Genomic DNA, 23736 nt, shown 5'->3' with positions numbered 1-23736 from the left:
ATAATTACTAGCAAATGAATACCCATAATATTCCAGAAAACGATGCGGCAAAAAAGAAAAATAATAATACTGCTTATTATTTTGAAGAACCGTTACATGAACTTGCTAAAATTTTAGATTTTTCCATGGACCTAATTTGCTCTTGTGATGAAGAGGGAAGATTTGTATGGGTAAATAAAGCTTCAGAACGTATTTTAGGCTATACGCCTGAAGAATTAATTGGTAAAAAATGCCGTGATTTTATATTTCATGAGGATGCTAATATTCCTATAAATGAAAATATTGATTTTAGAAGCGAGACACACTTACCTATGTTTGAAAAAAAGTTCATACACAAAAATACAAGCATTATTTATTTGCAATGGTCTGCTGTACGGGATGATGTTAAAAAATTATCCTATTGCATAGGCAGAGATATTACGGAGAAAAAAAATATAGAAAAAGCAATTGAAATAGAAAGGCTGCAATTCTTTAATATATATTCGCAGGCACCTTCCTATATGGGAATTTTAACTGGTCGCGACCATGTTTATGAATTGGCAAATGAACTTTATCTGCAATTAATTGATAAGAAGGATATTATTGGGAAGGCCGTCAAAGATGTTTTACCCGAACTTGAAACGCAGGGAATTTTTGAAATTCTAGATAATGTATATCAAACAGGTGAAAGCTTTTCAGCTAATGAAATGCTCATAACATTTGATCGTTATAGCAACGGAAAACTAAAAGATGTTTACTTAAATTTTATTTTTCAGGCTCGAAGGGATGCTAATAATACTATTGACGGAATATTTATTTTTGGCAATGATGTAACAGAGCAGGTTCTATCGCGAAAAAAAATTGAAGAAAGCGAAAAAATGTATAAAGATCTAATCCATAAATTGCCAGTTGCCACCTACTCTTGCGATGCTGAAGGACGAATAGTGCTTTATAATAAAGCTGCAGCTGCGTTATGGGGCAAAGAGCCTGAACTAGGAAAAGATGTATGGTATAATTCATGGAATTGTACGGACAATAAGGAAATAATTATAGAACGCCCTAATGGAGATAAACGCAATGTATTGCCCTATCCAGTTCCGTTTCACAATACTGATGGCGAGATAACAGGAGCCGTTATTGTACTTTCTGATATTACAGAAATGAAATTGGCACAAAAAGAACTGAGAAAAAGTGAAAAAAAATACCGGTATCTTTTTGACAACAATCCCATGCCAATGTGGATTATCGATTTAGTGTCTTTTAAATTTCTGGATGTAAATAAAATGGCAATTCTGCAATACGGATACAGCCGTGAAGAATTCCTTTCTATGACTGCTTTGGACATACGTCCAAATGATGATAAAATCCATTTCATAAAATCGAGTGATACTTCAAATATTAATCAATCAAATTATAACAGGGGAATATGGAATCATATAAAAAAAGATGGAACTATTGTTCCGGTTGAAATTATTGCCCATAATATTGTATATGAAGGAACTGCAGCAAGATTGATTCTCTCTAATGACATCTCTGATCGTAAAAAAGCAGAAACAAATCTGGAAAAAAGAAATCGGGAACTCATCAAAACCAATTCGGAACTGGATCGATTTGTATACAGTGTATCACACGATCTGCGTTCCCCCCTAACTTCAATTCTTGGTCTGATCTCTTTTATTGAAACAGAAAGCAAGGAAATTGATACGCTTAAACATGCCGAACTGATACGGATCAGTATCAATCGTCTGGATGACTTTATAAAAAACATTTTAAGTTATTCACGAAATAACCGTACAGGGCTTGAAGTGGAACAAATTTCGCTGAAAGAAATGATACTTGACATAGTAGATTCGCTTCAAAGAATGAAAGAAGCAAAAGGAATTCGTTTTGAAATTGAAATACAAGAACAAAAACCTTTTTATACAGACAGGCTGCGATTTACAACCATTCTAAAAAATCTAATTTCCAATGCCATAAAATACCATAAAAAAGAGAATGCTGACAGATTTGTAAAAATATTGGGATATTCAGATCATGAAAATCTCCATTTTTCAATAGAAGATAACGGGATAGGAATTGATGCCGCGTATCATAAAAAAATATTTGAAATGTTTTTTCGTCTTTCGGGCAAAGATGGCTCTGGTATTGGTTTATATATCGTAAAAGATGCCGTAGAAATAGTGCAGGGCTCTATAGAGGTACAGTCAGAAAAAGGGACTGGAACCAAATTTAATATCACACTAAAAAATTTGAAACCATGTCAAAACAACTAGACTCAAAATTTGAAACAGTAATGATTATTGATGATAATCTCGTAGATTTATATATTATCTCGCGTATGATCACTAAGAATAATTTTGGAAAAAATGTGCTGCATTATACGGAGGCACAAGAAGCAATGAAATATTTGCAGGAGAATCAGGATAATATTTCGAAATTACCTCAAATCATTTTTGTAGACATCTACATGCCTTTAATGTCCGGATTTGAATTTATGGAAGCGTATGAGACATTATCAACTACTTTAAAAAATTATTGCAAAACCTATATTGTATCCTCAACAATAGATAATGAAGATATCGCACGATCAAGCAATAATAAGAATGTGGTTTCTTTTCATGTTAAACCGCTTACCAAAGAATTTCTTGACCGAATTATTTAGGAATAATTACTTTAAATATTACTTCCAATAATTCAATCAAACCAAATCAGTATTTTATACTTCACCACTAAGCTGGCACTATCTCAGTGATTTTAATAATTACTACAACTGTTGTTTTTAAGTGTGCCCCACTTCCATAACGGATTGATATATTGATTCTTAAAATTTAAATCAGAAATTCAGCATAACAAATTAGCAGAATTTTAAAAATCAGGTATGCTGGTTTTTGTTGCTCCTTTTATAATTTTCAACATTATAGTTTTCCTTCATTAAACGGTTATACCGTATAGCTGTCAGTTATTACTTCTCCCTTTTACATTAAAAGGCATTCTAGTTAATTTGTATATAAGCTTTTAAAATCAATGCTTTGTAAAATGTCAATTTTTTTTTTTGCGTAATAAACTGTTATCAAAATAATGAAAAAAACTAACTTTCTATTTCATTTTTCTTATTCCAATAATACCTCATTCAACAAATCTACCTTCCCCAGGTTTACCCGATGAATCAGTTAAAGCTCCTATTGACTCGATGCTTTTTTTACTATTTACAGGAGGTATCGGATTTGATAGTTATCATTTTAAAAAGAAATAGACTTTAAATTTAAAACGCGCCATAGTATTATAATTTAAACCAAAAGAATATGAAAAAAACTTTACTATTAATCTCTGTTTTGCTTTCTTTTCAATGTTTTTCACAAATACATATTAGTGCCAATACACCTATCTATAATGGTAATGGTGACAATTATGATGGACCGCCTCCCCCGCCTCCCCTAATTCCTTATTTTAAGCTCAATACTATAATAAACGATGAGTTTACAAGAGAGCTTAAATTAGTTTTTGCTTATGAAGCAACAGACGGCGTCGATAGTAATTTCGATGTAAAAAATATGGATGGAGATTATCCTCAGGACATTTCTTTCTGGATTGAAGACGGAGATTACGTAATTCAGGGACTCAGTTTCAATTTATTCAAAAAAATTCCACTCTCTGTAAAAGCAGCTGTAAGTACAAAATTTAAATTTTACATTTCTGAAAATGACGGTTTTGATGATAGACAGCCAATTTATATATACGATGCACTTGATGGGTCTTATCATGATATTAGAAACACCCCATATCAAGTTGTAGTTGCACCCGGAAAAGATACAGAACGATTTAAAATAAGCTTTACTAATGATACAACGTTGGCAACAAATAATGCAGTCAGAGGCATTTTTTTTATTAGTCAGGACAATAAAAACCAGGTTTTAAATGCCACAAATCCAAATAATGAAATTATGAAATCATTTGGGCTTTATGATATTCTTGGAAGGACTGTTATTTCAGAAGATAATTTAGGCACCCAACAAAACTTTAGCTTTTCAACTTCAGGGTTAAGTGCCGGGATATACATCGCAATATTCAAAGCGGCCGATGGTGCAAATATCACTCAGAAAATCATTATTTCTAATTAGGGTAATTAAAAATTCAGTATAACAATAATCCGTTAGGAGCCTGTTTTTTGAAAGCTAAATATCAGTTAACTGAAATTTTACGATTTATTGAAATTGCCCTCACATACTTATACTTTTTAGAAATATTTCTGTGCTGTTATAAAACTGCAATACATTGAAAAAATAAAATATTATTTTTTAATTTAACTAAATGAGTTAAAAATTGTCAAATCACAGGGCAATAAAATCTATGCAAAAAAACTTTTATACCTACATTTTACACCTAATAATTGGATTTATTTTGGATTATTGTATACTCTCTGGAGAAGGGATTTATTCCTCTCCAAGTAAGTTTTTAGCGATTCAGGCTCAATTCCTAAACCTGCTGCTTCTTGAGGGTCAACTTTATACCCTTCCACATTCTGCCAGATAAAAGCTTCGGTTCCCCATTTAAACAATCCGCTTTCGACGGCTTGCTTATCTGTTATACTAATGGCCTCAAATTGCTTACTGGTAACGCTTGAAAGCGCATCTGCAACCTCTCCCATTGTAAGTGAATCTCCCACTATAGCGAATTCTTTCTTGTTGAATTTGTCAGGCTCTGCAAATGCCTCAGCTGCAAAACGACCAATATCTTCAGGAGACACCCAGTCTATTTTTGTATCTGGCGCAGTTGGACTCATTATTTTACCCTCCGAAATAGTAGGAAACATCCATTCATTTTTAGGAGGAAGCAGATTCACCATGATAAACGGTGGTTTTATGATCGTCCAAAAAGTAAATCCGGCATCTTTAACAGCGTTTATAGCTGCAGCTTTCTCTTCCCAGTAAAGCGGCTCCCATCTGCCTTTATCCCAGTCCGCAAAGTTTTGATGATCTCCCGCGCGGGCAACAGAGGTGTGAACTATCTGCTGAATCCCAGCGGCTTTTGCTGCAGCAACCAGATTTTTTGCATGTCTAGTTTCCTCTCCCTTATTCCCAGGATGGGATCCCATCTGCATCGAGAATACGCCTGTTGCACCTTTAGCGGCTTCAGTCAGACTTTCTAAATCATCGAACGTCGCTTCAGCTAATTCAACATTCCTTGCAGCGAGTGCTTTTGCAGCTTCACTATTTTTATTTCGTACAATAGCCCTCACCGCTATATTTTTAGCTAATAATGCTTCAATCACTGCTCCTCCCTGAGTACCTGCCGCGCCAGCTACCAGTATTAATGATTTATCTTTCATATTTTTATAATTTAATTTTTTTGTAAATTTACGCCGTAATTGGTTTACAAAAGATACCAGTTACCTAAAGGATGCCAGATATACAAAAAGATAATTCAGAAAATGCACAGCAGATCAAGCATTTGCAGGATGCCCTATACGTGATAAGCGGGAAATGGAAACTCCCCATATTGACAGCTGTGCACCAGGGTAACAGCCGATTCCGTGACATACAGAGGAGTGTGAACGGCATCACAAGCAAAGTACTGTCAAAGGAACTTAAAGAACTGGAACTAAACAAGCTCATTTTGCGCAGGGTCTATGATGACTCACCTCCGACCGTTGAGTATACAGCTTCTGTGTATTGCGATACGCTGCACAATATGATCTCCGAAATGATTGAGTGGGGTAAAAACCACCGTGACAAGATCAGGGAAGTTTAATAAATAATAGGACTGCTTTGTTGTTAGAGATAATGCTGCTATATGCTCTTTTAGAAATTATAAGTATAAGGTCTTACATCAGCATATTATTTACAGTCAAAGTTTTGTATTAAAATCATTTCCGAAAAAATAGATACGCCCTTTCCCTATTAGCCCCGATAGCAGTGAAAATCCTTTTGTGCTGGTGTTCGGTGCAAAAGATTGCTTCGCCAGTTCGCTGCGCTCGGGTGGAACGTATAGTGGAAAGAGCTCCAAAAAATAATATCATATAAAATTGACCCTGGATACTATAGACCGGGTTTTTGACAGCCCGAAGTTTTATAAAGTTCCCTGCGCAGCCTGAAACTAAATTAGCCAAATCAATTATATGAGCGCGCAAGGTCAAACACGCAGACTAAAAAGCAATCCTTTACCCCTTTCCGACATTCTTTTCCGAAACAAAAAATAAATTTCTCACCGGACCCAATAAGGCTTTTGCCCAGTGCAGAAGAAAGACTTTTTTCAGCAGCAGCACAAAAGCGTTAAAAGAATTTGGTTTCTGCACATAAAGGTCTGCCCCTTTAGCAAAGGCATCTTCAATATCGGCAGGATGATCCCAGGTGGAGAGCATAACGGTGGGAATGCCACTAAGAGCATCGTCTTTCTTTATTTCTTCCAGCGCCTTTTTGCCCCCTTTAACGGGCATATTGACATCTATAAAAATAATATCGGGATCGCTCTGAGATTCATCCCTGAGCGTATCGAGGAGCTCCTGCCCATTTTCAACGGTCGTTACCTCAGAAGCAATCTGCCCTTCATCCAGGGCATCGATGAATAATTCCTGGTCTTCGGTATCATCCTCGGCCAGCAGAATTTTTATCGGCTCTTTTTCTTTTGGGCTTTCAGCATCCGGATTCTCAGCACTTATCATATTGAAGCGGTTTTATAATTTCCAAATGTACTAAAAATGCCCAAATGAAATTATGCCGTACAAAATTAATGGTCAAAGGATCTCATTTTACAAACCCTTTTAAACTGCGGAATATTGAAAACAGCATTATGCCGGTACAATATACCCCCTGCTGTAAAATAGTCCACAGGCTAAGCCCATGTTATCCGACAATCCCTTAAATTAGTTTTTTAAGCATGCCGTTAAATATAAATCCATGAAACGGCAGCACGGCATACCAGTATAGTCTTCCCATAAGCCCGCGGGGCTTAAAAGTGGCCGCCTGATATAAGGTATTGTTGATTATTTTAAATTCCAGCCAGGCTTCGCCGGGAAGTTTCATCTCGGCATATAAAACCAGTTTGCCCTGCTTCTTATCCGCGTATACAACCCTCCAGAAATCCAGCGCATCCCCTGCATGTATTTCCTTTTTATGTGTCCTTCCCCTCCTTGTGCCTACACCGCCAAAAATCTTATCGATGAACCCGCGCAGATCCCAAAGCCAATCGGCATAATACCATCCTGTGTCCCCACCTATGGACCAGATCCGTGCGATGGTATATTCCCTGTTTATAATTGTTCTTTTTCTTCTGTCAATATAACAGCCTCTTTTTGGAACCTTTAAATATTGAGAAACATTTCCTCTAAATTGCCCGCTTACTTGTGAATCTTTCCAGCTCGAAATAATATCATCATCACTGATCTTTTTCAAAGCCCTTTCTAAAGCCTGCCGGTAAGAGATCGGTGTAACTCCCAGTAAATTATTAATTCTGTTATCTCCGCAGATGACTTCCACTTTCATGCTGCTAACCAGCGCCGAGGCCAGCTTAAAAGAAGTTGACGTCACAAAATACAGCCAGTAAGACGATAATTTCGGGGTCATCACCGGTACGGTGTAAATGTATCTTTGGAGTTTTTTTACTCTGGCAAACTCCAGCAGCATTTCCTTGTAGGTCAAAATATCAGGTCCCCCGATATCAAAACTTTCATTATAAACTGCCGGGTTTAACAGCGAGCGGATTAAAAATTCCAAAACATCGCTGATGGCAATCGGCTGGCATTTTGTATTGAGCCATTTAGGGGTAACCATAACGGGCAGTTTATCCACCAGATCACGTATTATTTCAAAAGAGGCGCTTCCTGATCCTACTATTATTCCCGCTCGAAGTACAGTTAAAGGCACTGCTGCGGTCTTTAAAATATCTTCCACCGCCTTTCTTGATGATAAATGTTTGGATAGTGATTTATCATTTACAATTCCGCTGAGGTAAATAATCTGTTTTGCATTTGTCTGGTTTATTTTTTCAATGAAATAATGTGCCGAAATGCTTTCCAATTCATCATAATTGGAAGCGCCGGACATGGAATGGATCAGGTAATAAGCTGCATCTATATCATCAGGGATATTTTTAAGACTTTCCGGATCCAGAAAATCAGCTTCAATGACCTGTATTTTATTTTTAAACTGTTCAGGAAAATAAAACCTGTTTTTATCCCGGACGCAGCAGACCACCTCATTTCCCTGATCCAGGAGCAAGGGCAGCAGCCTCTTGCCGATATAACCTGTAGCACCTGTTAATAGAATTTTCATCTCTGAGCTGTTTTACAATTTAAAGCTTACCAAACCATAATCCATCGCGAAAATCTGGCCTGAAATTGATGCTGCATCTTCAGAAATAAGATACCCTGCCATACGAGCCACCTCTGCGGGCTTGAGGTAATTTTTCAAGGGGTGGCGCTCGATCATATTTTCTTTCATACGGTCGTTTCTTAAAATAGATCCCGACAAAGAAGTCTCTGTAATAGTCGGGGCAATACCATTGATACGAATTAACGGGGCAAGTTCGGCACCTAGCGATTTAACCAGACCCTCTACTGCTGCCTTAGAGGCCGCAATACTGGAGTGAAAAGGCATTCCGAGCTTTGCCGCAACGGTACTGAATAAAACAATAGAAGGGTTTTCTCCTTTCTTTAACGCAGGCAGATAATGCTGAATCACTTTGACGGCACCCATCACGTTAATTTCAAAATCTTTTCTGAAATCATCCAGGCTTAAGCCCAGAATGGGTTTGAGGTTTATGGACCCCGGACAATACACCAGGGCATCTATACTTTCAAATTCAGGCAAACCATCACGGAGCACATCAACTGAAAAATGAATTAAATTTGGATGGGTAATATCGGGAGCTGTCCTGCTGATATTGATTACCTTATAATTTTCCAGCTGCTGCACTAAAACACCATTACCGATTCCTTTACTGCCGCCAACAATTACAATAGTTTTCATTTTTTTAAAGATTAGAATTAAAGAACCGTTCTGATTGTTTCTGCTATGATTTTCAAGAAAATAAGATATTATTTATTAAATATCAAAAAGACCAAAGGGGTATTTCATATAAGATGATATCTTAATGTTAAAGATAATAATTGTTTAAGTATTTTTAATAAATATTAAACAAAATAAAAACTATTTTATTTAACTTCGCTATGCTCTCCTTAATTCCCTATTGGGAATCCCTCAAAAAAATACAATTATGAAAAAAGTAAAACGGCAATTTCCCGATCGTGACCTGGATCGAATAATTGAAATGGCATGGGAAGACAGAACCCCTTTTGAGGCCATTGCATATCAGTTTGAGCTTCAGGAATCTGATGTAAAAATTTTAATGAAGAAGGAACTCAAACCCGGCAGCTATAAACTTTGGCGCAAAAGGGTAGAAAACTGTCAAACAAAGCATCTGCGGAAACGCAGTGACGCAATTAAACGCTTTAGATGCAGCGAGCAGCGGGCCATTTCCAATAACAAAAAATCGAAGCAGAAACAATAGAAACAATCAACTGTATTATTGGAATTATGATAAAAAATGCAGAATTCATGTAACCATAAACATTTAAAAGCCAATAGCTTCGCCATTAAAACTATACCAATCAAATCTAACGCTATGTACCGTAATCCAGGGCTTCTACAAAATATAATTGATGCTATCCCTCTTCCCGTCGGAGTGTATGTGGGAGATAATTTAGAAATTGCACTGGCCAATGATGCCATGATCAAAACATGGGGCAAAGGAAATGATGTACTTGGAAAAACCTATCTCAGTGTTGTTCCTGAAATTGAAAACCAGCAGATTCTCGATGAGGCCCTTGGCGTTCTCAAAACCGGAACAGCCTTTCATGCTGTGGGCAGAAAAGTAGATCTGGTCATGCAGGGAATTATGACCGAACATTACTTTAATTATAGTTTTATTCCGCTCTTTGACGAGCATGGAAAAGTCTATGGCGTGCTTAACACCGGCGCTGACATCACGGATCTGCACAAAGCAAAAGAAGAAACCCTGAAAGCGAATGAAAAATTAACCATAGCTATAGAAAGCTCCGGGATAGGAAGTTATGAAATAGACCTTGAGACCAAAAAAATCAAGACTTCAGCAAATTTCAATACGATCTGTTCCATTGGAAGCGAAACAACAAATGACGATTTAATTTCAAAACTTCATCAAGAGGACCTCCCGGCGCGCGAAAAAGCACACCAGCAGGCTGAGGCAACGGGAAAAATATGTTATGAGGCAAGAATTTTAAATGATAACGGCTCCTACCGCTGGGCTAAAATCAATGGAAAGATTATCAAGGACAAGGACGGGTCTGCAAAGACCATCATTGGGATTGTTCAGGATATACACGAGCATAAGGAATTTCAGGAAGAACTAAAAAAGCAGGTCGCAAGCCGCACAAATGAGCTCACGCGTTCTAATAGCGATCTGATGCATTTTGCCAGCGTAGTAAGCCACGATCTTCGAGAGCCGCTGCGAAAAATTAAATTTTTCAATACCCTTTTACGAAATGACATAGAAGACAATGTTAATGAAAAATCTAAAAAATACCTTCATAAAGTAAGCCAGTCTGCCCAGAGAATGGAAAATATTATAGAAGGAATTTTGACCTATTCCACCCTTGACAAAACTTCACAGTTTATAGAAACAATTACTCTTAATGAGGTTATTGAAGACATAAAAATAGACCTCGAGCTCATAATAAGAGAAAAAGGTGCTATTTTAGTTACTTCTGATCTTCCGCAAATTCAGGGAGCGCCGATTTTAATTAACCAGCTTTTCTATAACCTGATCCAAAATGCCCTGAAATTTTCCAAAGCGGGCGAGCCTCCCAGAGTTATCATAACAAGCAGCATCATCAATAGTGACGGCCAGGATTTTGTACAGATAAAAATAAAGGATAATGGTATTGGAATTGATCCTAAATTTGCAGAAAAGATTTTTACGGCATTTGAAAGACTGCATTCTAAAGATCAGTACGAGGGAAATGGCTTGGGCCTTGCCCTGTGCAGAAAGATTGCCGAAAGGCATAATGGCAAAATAACTGCAGCCGGAGAAAAGGACAACGGTGCCGAATTTACGGTGACACTTCCTTTAAAACAAAAAACCGATACGCTGTAGCAATTGAAATTTACAACTTCACCCGTTAGAGGAATTTTACAATAACAGCAATCTGTCTGATAAAATAATATTAGACAGCTTCATAAATACATCTTTTTTATTTTGCATTCCTGTAAATTTCAATCTTGCCAATCACATCAAAATCCAATGTATAATTGAGAGCAGGCTGATAATTTTCATCGGTGAGGACAATTTTCATAACCTGATGAATTGTAGGATGAGTGTCTGTATCTGCATTTTTGAAATAACAGGATAAAATGACAATATTCCCTTCGGAACATTATTGTTTATAAAAAAATCAAATTCTTCTATTTTAGTGGGCTCCACAAATGACTGACCTGAAAAGTTAAGTGGATTTTGCCCTATAAAGGCCTGAAACTGCTCAAGCTCAAGAATATTAAAGGAAAGTGCCTTCAAACTGGAACTATCGGCCTTGTCAAGTCTGAACCATTTGAGATTTAGAATTAACCTTTTAGAATTAAAACTATAGTTAAAATATGCCAGCTGTGTATTGATGGGTATACATGAAGACGTTCCTTTGTTAAATTTAATTCTCCTATTCAATTTTTAAAAAGAAACAGTCCTGAAGCGGAGTAAAAATTAATTGAATCTTAAGCAATTAAAAAAAATAAGAATCGCAACAATGCGTTATTTCGTATATACCTAAAAACAGATTGCAAAATGAAACTAATTACATTATTTCTTCTATTAAACATACTTCCCATCAACTGGGAACCTGACTTTAATAATGCAAAAAAAACGGCAAAGGAAAAACATGAATTAATCCTATTGAACTTCTCCGGTTCAGACTGGTGCGGACCTTGTATTGTGACGCGCAAAGACTATTTTGAAAGCCAGGTATTCACAGACATGGCCAACCAGAATTTAGTATTGGTGAATGCTGATTTTCCAAGGAAAAAGAAAAATATCGGAACACCCCAGCAGGTCAAACGAAACGAAGATTTAGCCGAAATATACAACAAGGAAGGAAGTTTTCCTCTAACGCTTCTTTTGGATGCCGATGGAAAAGTACTTAAAACCTGGCATGGAAAACCAGAAATTACTCCTGAACAGTGGACTGCCGAAATAAAAGCGATCTGTGAGAGCCGAAAATAACATAATTAAGACCCAAAAATATTCGCAATCCCTAAAACTTATGGGGAACAACTTTACTATAACAGTTGTTGCCGAAAATGAAAAGCTGGGTAATGAAAATATCGATCTTGCCATTGAAGAAATCAGACGGATTGAGAAACTTTTGACGACCTACAAGGCAGATAGTCAGACCAATTTTATCAATGATAATGCAGGTATTAAGCCTGTTAAGGTAGATCTGGAAGTTTTTAATCTTATCGAAAGATCTATCGGAATTTCGAAAATTACACAAGGCGCTTTTGATATTTCTTATGGAAGTATCGATAAAAGTCTATGGAATTTTGATAAAGCAATGACAAGTCTTCCTGATCCTGAGACGGCACTCAAAATGGTACATCTTATTGACTACCGAAACATAATCCTTGACAGAGAAAATATAACAGTGTTCTTAAAAGAAAAAGGAATGCGAATTGGTTTTGGAGGTATCGGAAAAGGATATGCTGCTGAAATGGCAAAACAAATTCTTATAAAACATAATGTGCAGAGCGGCATTATTAATGCCAGCGGAGATCTTTCGGCCTGGGGATTACAGCCTAATGGTAAAAAATGGACTATTGGCGTGGCGGATCCCGATGCTCCAAATGCGGCATTTTCGTACATGGAAATCTCTAATAAAGCCGTGGCAACTTCTGGAAACTACGAAAAGTTCGTGACCATTAACGGGAAAAAATATTCGCATACCATTGACCCAAAAACAGGACTGCCAATAACCGGAATAAAAAGCGTGACCATTATCGCATCAAATGCAGAATTTGCAGATGCAATGGCTACCCCAATAGCAGTTATGGGTATTAAAGCCGGCTTGTTTTTAATAGATCAGATACCGGATCTGTATTGTATTATAATCGACGACAACAATAAAATTTACACTTCTAAAAACATTAACCTGAAATGAAAAAGCCAAAGCAAAAAAATCTCGTGCTCCTCTACAGTATTGCTTTTACAGGTATACTGCTCACCTCCTGCACTTCCGTAAAGGAATACCAGAAAGGAAAAATCAACGATTCTGAAATGGTACTTTCTAATAGAAAAATCGAAAAGACAGAACTTAGTTTTCAATCCTACCGTGAAGGAGCTTCCGGAGCAAATTCAGGAAAAAGCGGCGGCGGCTGCGGCTGTAACTAATTTGATTTGATCAAAAAATGAAAAGAATATTCATAACAGGATTTGCTTTATTGGCACTATTTCAGCTAAGAGCACAAAATGTTCCTACTGATTCTACCAGTTATAAAAGCAAAAAATTAAAACTCGAAGAGGTAAATCTGGTTTCCAGTTATTATAAACAGGATGGAAACAATTCTGCCGTTACAGGAGGAATTGGTTCTGAGCATCTTACTGATATCGCTAACACTATTGATGTTAAACTGGTAAAATATGGTGAAAACGGGATCAAACATACCTTTGATATTGAAGCCGGCATTGACCATTATACTTCTGCTTCATCAGATATGATTGATTTGAGTGCGAATTCATCTGCTTCATCTTCAGACAACCGCTTCTACCCTTCATTAACTTATCTGAGAGAAAATGAGGAAAAAGGAAGAACACTTGGGATTGGCGTTTCATCATCAACTGAGTTTGATTATCAATCTTTTGGAGGAAACATCAGCTTCTCACAAAAAACAAAGGACAGAAACGGAGAATTTACCGCTAAATTTCAAACCTTTATAGATCAGCTGAAATTAATTGAACCCGTGGAACTTCGTGTACCTGGAAGTGAAGGTTATGACAGCGCTAACAGAAATACTTTTGCAGGAACTTTAAGTTATTCTCAGGTTGTAAACAAAAACCTGCAGGTAATGCTTGTAGGTGATGTTATCAGACAAAATGGGTATTTAAGTCTTCCTTTTCACAGGGTTTATTTTGCAGACGGATCTGTTCATCAGGAAAAAATGCCGGATACAAGACTTAAAATTCCACTTGGAATCAGGGCCAGTTATTTTTTTGGGGATAATATAATTATTCGTGCATATTACAGATATTATACTGATGACTGGAGTTTAAAAGCTCATACCGCTGATCTTGAAATTCCGGTGAAGTTAACACAGGCGTTTTCAGTGAGTCCGTTCTACAGATATTATACCCAGACAGGAACGAAATATTTTAAACCTTACGGCGAGCATACTGCAGCTGATGAATATTATACCAGCAACTATGATTTATCTAAGTTTGACAGCAGTTTCTTTGGGATGGGAACGAAATTCACGCCCCTTAATGGCATTTTCGGGCTCAAGCATTGGAATACGTTAGAGATTCGTTATGGGCATTATACCAGAACTACTAATATGACTTCTGATATTATCAGCATTAACATAAAATATAAATAAAACATAATCAAACACTTAAAAACATATAAATTTTTCGGCACGTTTATTGTTTTTACCGAAATATAATTAATGACTTAAAAAGTAAAATCATGAAAACTTTAAAATATTTTTTGATCGGAATTTTATTCCTTTCATTTAGTTACACTCAGGCTCAGGTATCAGTAAATGTGAATATAGGAACACCTCCTGCATGGGGACCTGCCGGTTATTCAGATGTTCGTTATTATTATCTGCCGGATCTTGAAACTTATTATGACGTAAGCACGTCAAATTATGTTTATTTAAATAACGGACAATGGGTTAGAACCAGATCACTGCCTTCAGCCTATAGAAACTATGATCTGTATAATGAATACAAAGTAGTACTGACTGATTACAGAGGAGACAGACCTTACGACAACTTTAAATCTCACAAAGTAAAATACGGAAAAGGGTATAAAGGAAAACCTCAAAAAACAATAGGACAAAAGCCAGGAAAAGGAAACAATAAAGATAAAAGCTACCATGATAATGGAAACCATAATGGAAATGGCAAGGGAAAAGGAAATGGTAAACATTAATTTAAAAGAGGCTTTTGGGAGCCTCTTTTTTATCTTCAAATAGCAGCCAATACGTCATATTTTAAAATATAATCCATAAAAGCTTATTCACAGAAGCAAAAAAAAATGGTTTACTTCTTTTTTATAAGATGGATTAATGATCTCAGATTATTTATAGTAAACAAGGTAATTATAAAATTAATTAATAATCGTGTAAATTGTCATTAAATTAATTAATCTAACTTTAACCAATAATGTATTCATTACTCCTATGCAAAATTAAGTAAACATTTTTTGGAAGATTATGTTTATGGACAGACCCGTCGAAGCATGCAGCGCCGCTGGCGGGTTCTATTTTTTTATAGCTTGTTTCAGAGACATCGTATAGGTTCGAAACTGTAGTTAATTAAGTATTTATGAGAGATTGATTTTGTATTTTTCTTCTACTGGTGATGCTGGCTTTTTAGTTGCGAGATGTCCTATTTGAAATACTTTTTCAATAAATTCGATACTTTGATCTACTGACGTATTTTCATTTTTTAAATGACTTGCAAAATGGTTTGTTAATTTTTGAATAATTCTGGAACTGATTAAATCAATCTGAACATCATCAAAATTGGTTGTTTTCTTTTTTTGAAAAGCAAATTCAGCCGATACAATGTCATTTAGTTTGGATTTTAATGCATGAATAGTTGGTGCACATTTACGACCATTTATCCACGTATTAAATTCTAATTTCATATCGTCAATAATAGCTTCTGCAGCAGGAATATGTTGTTTTCTTCTTTCCAGCGTATCATCAGTAATTTGAGATAAATAATCCAGATGTATTAAAGTTACTCCTGATATTTCTTCTACATTAGTATCTACATTTCTTGGAATGGATAAGTCTAAGATTAATAAAGGTTTCTGTAAATTTAGAGATGTTTTGTCAATAGTTGGATTTTGCGCTCCAGTCGCCACAACCAGCACATCTGCCTGCTGTAATTCTTCTTGTAGATTGGCATAATCTTTTACAATAACATTCAGTTTTCCAGCCAATAATTCGGCCTTATTTTTTGTTCTGTTTATAAGAGCAATATGACTGTTTTTAGTATGTTTTACTAAGTTTTCACAAGTATTTCTTCCTATTTTTCCTGTTCCAAATAACAAAATATTTTTATTTCCAATATCTGCTACATTTCGGATTATATATTGTACTGATGCAAAAGAAACGGATGTTGCACCAGAAGAAATTTTAGTTTCCGTTTTAACTTTTTTACTCGCTTGAATAACAGTATTTACTAAACGATCCAGAAAAGTATTTACCAAACCTTCCTGTTTACTATTATTAAAAGCGATTTTAATTTGGCTGATAATTTCAAAATCTCCCAAAATCTGACTGTCTAAACCTGTTCCTACCCGAAACATGTGGTTAACAGCTTCTTCATTTTTATATATATAAGCAACTTCCTGAAATTCTTCTACAGAACCATTGCTGTTTTCGCAAAGCAATTTGATTAACTCATAAGGATGATGGGCAAAACCATAAATTTCAGTTCTATTACAAGTAGAAGTAACAATCAAAGATTCTATACCTTCTGCTTTAGCTTGTAATAATAAATCAGATTGTGCTTTAGTGTCTAGACTAAATTTTCCTCTTATAACTGCATCTGCTTTCTTGTAACTTAACCCTAATGCGTAAAAAGTGGTGGATCTGGACATATTAAAATTTTCCATATTTATGGGGTTCCTTAAAAAGTTCAAAAATTATTACTTGCTAATTTATACAACAGCGCTAAAAGTGTTTTTTATCGCTGTGGAACAAATTGATTCAAACCGGCGATTTTATATAATTTCCTGATATTATAACAATAACAGTTTTTCAAAAATATTTATATATTTTAAAATGATATTGAAATATAAAACGCTGCCCTTTTCAGACAGCGTTTTGATAAGAAAATTATTTTTGAACTATAGGAGTTCTCAATGATTCTAAAACAGCAACAATGTCTGTATAAAGTTCTGTATTTGAAGCAACACCATTTGCATTTGCTGCAGCTCCAACATATCCTTCAAATTTTGTATAATCTGCACTACTGGATTTTGTTCCCATACGAGGATTTTTTGCAGGATCATGAGCAGCAACCATGTTCAAACCGGAATATGTATTTACCGCATTTGTACCACCAGTATTATAAGAAAAGAAATCAGTCAGATTATCGGACAATTTAGCAATATTAGTAGACTGAGTAGTTCCAGTTTCTGCTAATAAAGGCGCAAAATGTGCTTGTAAATTCCCCGAAGCATTAGATTGAATATCAGCAACAATTAATCCAATAGTTGAATTTACCACTTTACGGAAACTCAAACGTCCCTGTTCAATCATTTGACCGGAGTTATCTGGATCAGAAACCATTTTAGTTCCACCTAAGCGTTCATAGATTGATGCCTTTACAGGAGGTTCTGGGGTTTCGTCATCATTACTGCTGCAGGAAATCATAGCTGCAGATGCAGCAAGTAATACACTAAGTGTAAGTTTTGAATAAATTTTCATAAATTAAGGTATTAAAGGGTTAATTAAAAAAACGGTTTATTTTTTGAGATAATTTATAGCTCAAACTGTTTTGATCCATTGGGCAGACTTCTTTGTTTGCTAAATTTGCCGGTAAAATATAACGCTTAGCATCATAGTTTCTTTTAGACATCAACTCATTGAAAACTTTCTCTGAATTTGTAATTTTATTATTGTGGAAATACACCACAACATTTCTTTTAACGATAATAGAGTCAGATGTCAGACCTTTTATACTTCTTAAGTCGGCACAGATTTGTCTGGCTTGCAGAGAATCGATATCTGATTTAAAATCGATTCTGCTTACTTGCAGATTTGGAGTATCATAAACGGGTGGTTTTGCTGTTATAATGTGAAAAAGTAAAATGGCGATAAATAACCCAAATATTCCGATCAGTATAAAAAGTCCTTTTTTGATTATTTTATTAGTTTTCATAATTTTTATGGTTTTAAAATTATCTACGTTTACTTTATCGTTGCGGTTTTATAAATAATTGCAAATCGATTAATTTAGAATCGTTTTAAATACAGAAATTACCTAATAATTTAATTATAAAGGAGATACTAGAAAACTCTGGCAAGATTAAATCCAAAAAATATATCTCCTTTTGTCCAGTCGCCAGTAGTTCTTCCAAGATATCCGGCTTCATCAATTGCTTGTGAACTGGTAAAATGCATTTGGAAAACGTGTCCGCCAGTCTCTAAATCAAAACCTATAGATAGCGGATTTTTATAAAGAGAATTTGGTGCTCTGTTTAAATGCGCCGCATAATCCATATTTAAAGACCAGCGCTTAGCAAATTTATATCTTCCTCCAAATCCTATGGCATATTGAGTATTGCTTTGATCTACATCTTCAACAAAATTTTGATGAAAGAATGACGGCACAATTTCTAAAGACAGCTTTTCAGAAAATTTTCTGGAAATCAGCAGCTGCGCTACATAAGTCAGCCTGTCTTTAAATTGAAGTTTCGGATACAGACTTTCTTTTAACGTGTTATTAATAGACAAACTATTAAACCCGGCAATAGTAACTGGGAAACCATCTTTTATTTGAGGAAACAACATATATTTTGTTGCAAAATCGTAAGCAAATTCACTTCTGGCAGCACTTACGTTGAGTCCATTTGTTAAACCGTAAATAAATTTTATTTGTGTATTGGCATTATCCAGTCCGTAGAAACCTTCAAAACCATCTTTAATAGAACCAAATCGGTGTGCAACAACAAAATACAAATCGCCTTTTGCTGCCAATTTTGTAGATTCGAGATTAACAATTTTTAGGGCTTTGAATGCAGAATTCACTTTTTCTTTTGCAGAAGGAGTTTCTACTCCAGACAACAAATCGGTTTGGGAGAAGGTTAAGAGCGGAAATAAAAAAAATAATAGAATAAAGTTTTTCATGAGGTTAGTTTTAAATTGTTATTTGTATTAGTGTACAACTGAAGATTGGTCTATTTTAAATTCCTGGAGCAGTTCGTCATATCCTAAAAAACGCCCTTTAATCTTGATATTTTTCCCAGATATAATATTTTGCGGCAAAGGTTTTTTGAATGTGACAAATATTTTTTCGCTCATAACAATTCCATTACTGGCTTTATCAATACTTGTTACTCGTGCAGATAATTCAATTGTTTTGTCCTGATATTTGATGTAAGCCAGACTATCGTTTGAAGTAAACTCTCTTTCTAGTTCGTTAACGGTTACAACATAATCGGCAGTTTCTGATTCTATATCTCTATGCCCTTTGTAGATGTAGAGGTACGCCGAAATTCCGATTATTATAAAAATGGAAATTGTAATTAGTATTTTTTTTTTCATAACTGGTTTTTAGTATTTCAAATTATCTACGTTAAAAAATACCTATTGGATTTAAAACATTAAATATGCCTCTTGCCAAATCTGTATTATTCTTTTCAACGTATATGATTTTGAAATGCCTGATGATTCTTAAAAAAATCATGCATTTATTTATAACTAAAAACCAATCTTATGAATTTAAAAACCCTTTTCGCCATCTCATCATTAGCATCAATTTTTGTAAGTTGTGCCAACGATGATCCAAGTACTTTAATTGACTCTACACCAATTAATGGTTTGGCAACATACAACCAAAATGTAAAATCTATTATTGATAATAACTGTGTTGTATGCCATGCGGCAGTTCCTAAAAATGGCGCGCCAATGTCTTTAGTTACTTATGAACAGGTGAAAAATGCAGTTTTAAACCGAGGATTGCTTACACGAATTTCTTTAGAAAATGGAGATAGTTCCTTAATGCCGCAAGGCGGACCAAGATTGCCTCAAGCTACTATCGACATTATAAATAAATGGAATCAAGATGGATTATTAGAAAAATAGTCTATAACAGCAACATGAAGAAAATCATAATAATGCCAATGATATTGGCTTCTTTTATTGTTTTTTCGCAAGAAAAAATAGTAACTAAATCTGCAACAATAACTCTGGAAGCTTCAGTTCCTTCTTTTCAGCCGGTTGCGGGAACTAACAGCAATGTAACTTTTGTTTTGAATCCCGTAACAGGAGAAGTAGCAAGTCTGGCTTTAATGAAAGGATTCGAATTTGAAATGGCATTAATGGAAGAACATTTTAATGAAAATTACATGGAAACCGATAAGTATCCGAAAGCTATTTTTAGAGGACAAATTGAAGATTTTGACATTAAAAATCTAACTGAAGATTATAAAGATTACACTATAAAAGGAAAATTAGAAGTACATGGAAAATCTAAGGATATAAATGCCGATGCAAAAATTACAAGATCAGGTTCCCGAATTACTTTTATTTCTGATTTTGAAGTAAATGCAAGTGATTTTAGTATTCCAATTCCGTCGCTTATTAAATATAAACTGGATAATAAAGTCAAGATTCAAATAATTGCGGTTTTAAAATAAAAGCCGAACAAAACGGAATGATTTTATAAAAAAATAAAAGACAGAATAATGAAAAAAATCATACTTATTGCAATGTTGTGTGTTTGCGCTATTAGTTTTTCACAAGAAAAAATGATTAGCAAATCAGGGAAAGTTACTTTTGAAGCTTCTGTTCCTTCTTTTGAAGAAGTCAAGGCAGTAAATAAGAATGTTACTTTTGTTTTGAATCCTGCAACAGGAGAAATTGCGAGTTTAGCCCTTATGAAAGGTTTTCAATTTAAGGTTGCTTTAATGGAAGAACATTTTAATGAAAATTATATAGAAAGTGACCAATATCCAAAAGCAATATTTAAAGGAAAAATAGATGGATTTGATTTTAACAGCCTAACTACAGATTTTAAGGTTTTTACCATAAAAGGAAAACTGGAACTTCACGGAAAATCAAAGGATATAAAAACTACAGCAAGAATACGCAAGTCAGGAACTGGAATTAATATTTTATCTAATTTTACTGTAGATTCAAATGATTTTAATATTGAGATACCCAGTATTGTTAAAGACAAGGTTTCAAACAAAATAAATATTCAAACTGATGCGGTTGTAAATTGATAGGCCAAAAGATAGAAATCGGAATTTATTTAATTTTGCTAAATTCTTCACTTAAATACCGAGTTGTATATTCAGAACTAATCCTTATTTATAAATTAAAATCACCATTGTTTAAAATATTTTAACGTTAAACCTTACGATACATGCAAACCGCCAACTAATCGAAAATCAAAATAATTATCTTATAAATTCAGTTGAAAATAGGCTAATTTCTTTAAATCATTCATAAAATGGTTTGTAAATTGTTCAGTAACGGTCACAAAAACTAAAACCCCATTTCTAACGAAATGGGATTTTTTTTTAATTTTTGAAACGCTAGGTTTTAATTCAAAAAAATGGTTTTATCTTTGAGCCTTTAGAAAAATTGACATTCGCTATGGAACAGAAAATACATCAGGGTAAAAACGTAAAACGTTTCAGAGAAATGCTTAACATAAAGCAGGAAGCATTAGCTTATGATCTGGGAGAAGAATGGAATCAAAAGAAAATTTCTTTACTGGAGCAGAAAGATGTAATTGAAGATAATCTGCTCAAACAAATCTCTGCTGTATTAAAAATTCCTGTTGAAGCTTTTCAAAATTTTGATGAGGAGCAGGCAATAAATATTATTTCTAATACATTTGACAACGGTTCAATTGGGTATCAAAATAATGACACTTGTACATTTAATCCTATAGACCAAGTGCTAAAATTGCACGAAGAAAAAATTGCTTTGTACGAGCGTATGTTGAAAGAGAAAGATGAAATGATGATGAGGCTTGAAAAGTTAATCAGTAAATAATTATTCATAGAAGATATATTAATTCTAAAAAGAGACTTTTGAAGTCTCTTTTTTGTTTTGGAACATTATGTATGGGTGCGAAGTCATGAGATATTCCCATAGATTTTTACAAGAACGAGACTTTTATCAGGTGTAGAACTTATAAGAAGCAAAAATAAATTTTGCAAAGTTAGAGACATTTGCGCAGCTGTTAAGGAAGAATTCGAAGAGCGAGGGGTATTTACCTATATAAATTACGCTGCGCAAATGTCTCTGACTTTGCGCCATTTTAAACAAATATAATTGAAAACAGAGACTTCATAAAGTCTCTGACTTTTAAACTACTTCTCTTAGAATATTTTACTGAATGTAAAAATCCAAGACAATAATAAGAACTAACCGTAAAAAGTCGGGAGATTTTTATCAGGTGTAGAATTTCTAAGAAGCAAAAAAAAAAACGCAAAGTATCAGCAATAGACAACAACGATAGATAATCGGGATGTGATTGTATTTGAAACAAAAATTCATTTTTATCAATAAAGATGTCTTCCTTTTCCAAATATTGGAAAAGGAAATTCTCGGTCATTGTTTAGGATTATTTTAATTTTTTTTTGAGTAATTTTTCTAAATCTTCGGGACTAATATTCCTTGCAACTATTTTACCTTCGGGGTTAATTAAAAAATTTGATGGGGTAAAAGAAATGTATTTTTTTACAGCTTCGCTATCGTCAATACCTCTTTTTTCAATCAAATTTTTCCATTTTAGATCATTCATTTTCAAGAAATTTTGCCATTGTTGCAAATCTTTATCAACGGAAACTGCTAAAATTTCAAAATTCCTGTCTTTATATAAATCATGAATCTTTTGTAATTTAGGAAATGCAGCGATACAGATACTACAATAGGTTGCCCAAAAATCTATAAGATACCATTTCCCTTTTAAAGATACTGTTTTAAATACAGTGTTGTTTTCATCCGGCAATTCAAAATCATAAACCATATCGTTTACATTTATGTCGTTTTTAGGATAAAGTTTTTTTTCTATAATATAAATAGTGCCTTTTCGTTGATTTTTTTTATCTAATTTACTATATATTTTTTTTAATTGATTTTTATCCAAGGTGCTATCCCAACACATTTCCTCTATTAAATTACCCACATAATAATTTTTTGGGTTTTTAACTGCCATTGTGTTTAGCTTTCTGTATAACTTTTGAAGCCTATCTTTAGCAAATAAATTACTAGCAGCAAATCTTTCATAATCGGCCTGTATTAAAGCTGTTTTTGTACCCACAATTGAAGTTGCATGAAAAAAAACTGTCGTATCCTTGTTTTGGATTTCTTCATAAAAAGCTAAGTTGATTTTAACGTTTTTATTTTCGATAAAAAATTCTTTTTTCATTATACAAGGTTTTCCTCTCAACCAGAAAAATACATTTGTCATGTTACCTTGTATACGGCCTTTGAAAGAAAATTTATTGTTTTTTATTAAACAACTATCTTTTTTATCATCATAAGAAACGTATAAATAACCTTTGTAGTTATTTTTTAAAACACCCTTTAATGTAAAATAATCTGGACTATTTTTTTGTGCTTGAATTAGACTAATAAAAAAAAATAGGATAATGATATAGGTTTGTTTTTTCATGGTCAATCTTCTTGTAATTAGAATAATTATTGAGATGTTAGATTTTCAATATCTTGTGCTTGATCTTTTATACAAGATGAAAAAAAATTGCCATAGTAGAAAAACTTAAAAATTGGCAATTAAAATTCATGCATTTGCTACTTA

At 34.4% G+C, this 23736-nt stretch carries 25 protein-coding genes; 15 read left to right on the top strand and 10 right to left on the bottom strand.

Annotation, left to right across the window (positions count from 1 at the left end; genetic code table 11):
* Nucleotides 1–14: 14 nt before the first annotated feature.
* From NLJ00_RS17560 to NLJ00_RS17550, 3 genes are all read left to right on the top strand, one after another.
* Complete coding sequence (locus tag NLJ00_RS17560) at nucleotides 15–2252, top strand: PAS domain-containing sensor histidine kinase (protein ID WP_256634772.1); 2238 nt, start codon at nucleotides 15–17, stop codon at nucleotides 2250–2252.
* Nucleotides 2237–2641, top strand: a complete 405-nt coding sequence (locus tag NLJ00_RS17555; RefSeq protein WP_256634771.1) for a response regulator — start codon at nucleotides 2237–2239, stop codon at nucleotides 2639–2641. The genes NLJ00_RS17560 and NLJ00_RS17555 overlap by 16 nt, the downstream gene beginning before the upstream one ends.
* Before the next feature lie 640 nt (nucleotides 2642–3281).
* Nucleotides 3282–4097 carry a T9SS type A sorting domain-containing protein gene (locus tag NLJ00_RS17550; protein ID WP_256634770.1) on the top strand — a complete coding sequence of 272 codons (816 nt, stop codon included), beginning with the start codon at nucleotides 3282–3284 and terminating at the stop codon, nucleotides 4095–4097.
* A 275-nt stretch (nucleotides 4098–4372) separates the two neighbouring features.
* On the opposite strand, the gene NLJ00_RS17545 is transcribed toward NLJ00_RS17550, so the two are convergent.
* On the bottom strand, nucleotides 4373–5305 hold the full coding sequence (locus NLJ00_RS17545; RefSeq protein ID WP_256634769.1) for an NmrA family NAD(P)-binding protein: 933 nt from the start codon (nucleotides 5303–5305) through the stop codon (nucleotides 4373–4375).
* A gap of 71 nt (nucleotides 5306–5376) precedes the next feature.
* Here NLJ00_RS17545 and NLJ00_RS17540 point away from each other — a divergent pair, with 71 nt between their 5' ends.
* Nucleotides 5377–5727 carry a winged helix-turn-helix transcriptional regulator gene (locus tag NLJ00_RS17540; RefSeq protein ID WP_035644047.1) on the top strand — a complete coding sequence of 117 codons (351 nt, stop codon included), beginning with the start codon at nucleotides 5377–5379 and terminating at the stop codon, nucleotides 5725–5727.
* Between the two features lie 409 nt (nucleotides 5728–6136).
* Here the strand turns inward: NLJ00_RS17540 and NLJ00_RS17535 are convergent, their stop codons facing one another.
* The 3 genes from NLJ00_RS17535 to NLJ00_RS17525 all read right to left on the bottom strand — a co-directional run bounded on the left by NLJ00_RS17535 (nucleotide 6137) and on the right by NLJ00_RS17525 (nucleotide 8942).
* Nucleotides 6137–6637, bottom strand: a complete 501-nt coding sequence (locus NLJ00_RS17535) for a response regulator (RefSeq protein WP_256634768.1) — start codon at nucleotides 6635–6637, stop codon at nucleotides 6137–6139.
* 196 nt (nucleotides 6638–6833) lie between these two features.
* Entirely contained in the window at nucleotides 6834–8246 is a 1413-nt protein-coding gene (locus NLJ00_RS17530) for an SDR family oxidoreductase (protein ID WP_256634767.1), read from the bottom strand.
* A 12-nt stretch (nucleotides 8247–8258) separates the two neighbouring features.
* Nucleotides 8259–8942, bottom strand: a complete 684-nt coding sequence (locus NLJ00_RS17525; RefSeq protein ID WP_256634766.1) for an SDR family NAD(P)-dependent oxidoreductase — start codon at nucleotides 8940–8942, stop codon at nucleotides 8259–8261.
* Nucleotides 8943–9189: 247 nt separating this feature from the next.
* Between NLJ00_RS17525 and NLJ00_RS17520 the strand changes: the two genes are divergently transcribed.
* From NLJ00_RS17520 to NLJ00_RS17490, 7 genes are all read left to right on the top strand, one after another.
* The gene (locus NLJ00_RS17520; protein WP_256634765.1) at nucleotides 9190–9483 is read left to right on the top strand and encodes a TIGR03643 family protein; all 294 of its coding nucleotides are present in this window, start codon (nucleotides 9190–9192) and stop codon (nucleotides 9481–9483) included.
* Nucleotides 9484–9519: 36 nt separating this feature from the next.
* The gene (locus NLJ00_RS17515) at nucleotides 9520–11106 is read left to right on the top strand and encodes a sensor histidine kinase (RefSeq protein ID WP_256634764.1); all 1587 of its coding nucleotides are present in this window, start codon (nucleotides 9520–9522) and stop codon (nucleotides 11104–11106) included.
* 681 nt (nucleotides 11107–11787) lie between these two features.
* On the top strand, nucleotides 11788–12222 hold the full coding sequence (locus NLJ00_RS17510) for a thioredoxin family protein (protein ID WP_053471248.1): 435 nt from the start codon (nucleotides 11788–11790) through the stop codon (nucleotides 12220–12222).
* A 40-nt stretch (nucleotides 12223–12262) separates the two neighbouring features.
* Complete coding sequence (locus NLJ00_RS17505) at nucleotides 12263–13156, top strand: FAD:protein FMN transferase (protein ID WP_053471247.1); 894 nt, start codon at nucleotides 12263–12265, stop codon at nucleotides 13154–13156.
* A complete protein-coding gene (locus NLJ00_RS17500; RefSeq protein ID WP_053471246.1) occupies nucleotides 13153–13386 on the top strand; it encodes a DUF4266 domain-containing protein in 234 nt (77 codons plus the stop codon). The genes NLJ00_RS17505 and NLJ00_RS17500 overlap by 4 nt, the downstream gene beginning before the upstream one ends.
* Nucleotides 13387–13403: 17 nt before the next feature.
* On the top strand, nucleotides 13404–14588 hold the full coding sequence (locus NLJ00_RS17495; RefSeq protein ID WP_180860288.1) for a DUF3570 domain-containing protein: 1185 nt from the start codon (nucleotides 13404–13406) through the stop codon (nucleotides 14586–14588).
* A gap of 89 nt (nucleotides 14589–14677) precedes the next feature.
* On the top strand, nucleotides 14678–15148 hold the full coding sequence (locus tag NLJ00_RS17490) for a hypothetical protein (RefSeq protein ID WP_256634763.1): 471 nt from the start codon (nucleotides 14678–14680) through the stop codon (nucleotides 15146–15148).
* A 393-nt stretch (nucleotides 15149–15541) separates the two neighbouring features.
* Here the strand turns inward: NLJ00_RS17490 and hemA are convergent, their stop codons facing one another.
* The 5 genes from hemA to NLJ00_RS17465 form a co-directional block, all read right to left on the bottom strand.
* Nucleotides 15542–16846: a glutamyl-tRNA reductase gene (hemA, locus tag NLJ00_RS17485; protein WP_053471243.1), complete on the bottom strand. Its 1305-nt coding sequence runs from the start codon at nucleotides 16844–16846 to the stop codon at nucleotides 15542–15544.
* Between the two features lie 223 nt (nucleotides 16847–17069).
* Nucleotides 17070–17663: a globin family protein gene (locus NLJ00_RS17480; protein ID WP_053471242.1), complete on the bottom strand. Its 594-nt coding sequence runs from the start codon at nucleotides 17661–17663 to the stop codon at nucleotides 17070–17072.
* Between the two features lie 19 nt (nucleotides 17664–17682).
* The gene (locus tag NLJ00_RS17475; protein ID WP_053471241.1) at nucleotides 17683–18117 is read right to left on the bottom strand and encodes a hypothetical protein; all 435 of its coding nucleotides are present in this window, start codon (nucleotides 18115–18117) and stop codon (nucleotides 17683–17685) included.
* Between the two features lie 128 nt (nucleotides 18118–18245).
* Nucleotides 18246–19085, bottom strand: coding sequence for a DUF5777 family beta-barrel protein (locus NLJ00_RS17470; protein WP_256634762.1), 840 nt, complete (start codon nucleotides 19083–19085; stop codon nucleotides 18246–18248).
* 27 nt (nucleotides 19086–19112) lie between these two features.
* Nucleotides 19113–19502 carry an OB-fold protein gene (locus tag NLJ00_RS17465; protein ID WP_053471239.1) on the bottom strand — a complete coding sequence of 130 codons (390 nt, stop codon included), beginning with the start codon at nucleotides 19500–19502 and terminating at the stop codon, nucleotides 19113–19115.
* Between the two features lie 171 nt (nucleotides 19503–19673).
* Here NLJ00_RS17465 and NLJ00_RS17460 point away from each other — a divergent pair, with 171 nt between their 5' ends.
* The 4 genes from NLJ00_RS17460 (at nucleotide 19674) to NLJ00_RS17445 (ending at nucleotide 21965) form a co-directional block, all read left to right on the top strand.
* Nucleotides 19674–20042 carry a hypothetical protein gene (locus tag NLJ00_RS17460; RefSeq protein ID WP_053471238.1) on the top strand — a complete coding sequence of 123 codons (369 nt, stop codon included), beginning with the start codon at nucleotides 19674–19676 and terminating at the stop codon, nucleotides 20040–20042.
* 14 nt (nucleotides 20043–20056) lie between these two features.
* Nucleotides 20057–20596: a YceI family protein gene (locus NLJ00_RS17455; RefSeq protein WP_082356405.1), complete on the top strand. Its 540-nt coding sequence runs from the start codon at nucleotides 20057–20059 to the stop codon at nucleotides 20594–20596.
* A 48-nt stretch (nucleotides 20597–20644) separates the two neighbouring features.
* Nucleotides 20645–21184, top strand: a complete 540-nt coding sequence (locus tag NLJ00_RS17450) for a YceI family protein (protein WP_256634761.1) — start codon at nucleotides 20645–20647, stop codon at nucleotides 21182–21184.
* A 376-nt stretch (nucleotides 21185–21560) separates the two neighbouring features.
* Nucleotides 21561–21965 (top strand): helix-turn-helix domain-containing protein, encoded by a 405-nt coding sequence (locus NLJ00_RS17445; protein WP_256634760.1) that lies wholly within the window; start codon nucleotides 21561–21563, stop codon nucleotides 21963–21965.
* A gap of 574 nt (nucleotides 21966–22539) precedes the next feature.
* On the opposite strand, the gene NLJ00_RS17440 is transcribed toward NLJ00_RS17445, so the two are convergent.
* Nucleotides 22540–23592, bottom strand: coding sequence for a TlpA disulfide reductase family protein (locus tag NLJ00_RS17440; protein ID WP_256634759.1), 1053 nt, complete (start codon nucleotides 23590–23592; stop codon nucleotides 22540–22542).
* Between the last annotated feature and the right edge of the window lie 144 nt (nucleotides 23593–23736).

It is taken from the genome of Flavobacterium panici, assembly GCF_024499525.1.
Taxonomy (GTDB): domain Bacteria; phylum Bacteroidota; class Bacteroidia; order Flavobacteriales; family Flavobacteriaceae; genus Flavobacterium; species Flavobacterium panici.
This window is presented reverse-complemented; position numbering and strand designations above follow the sequence as displayed.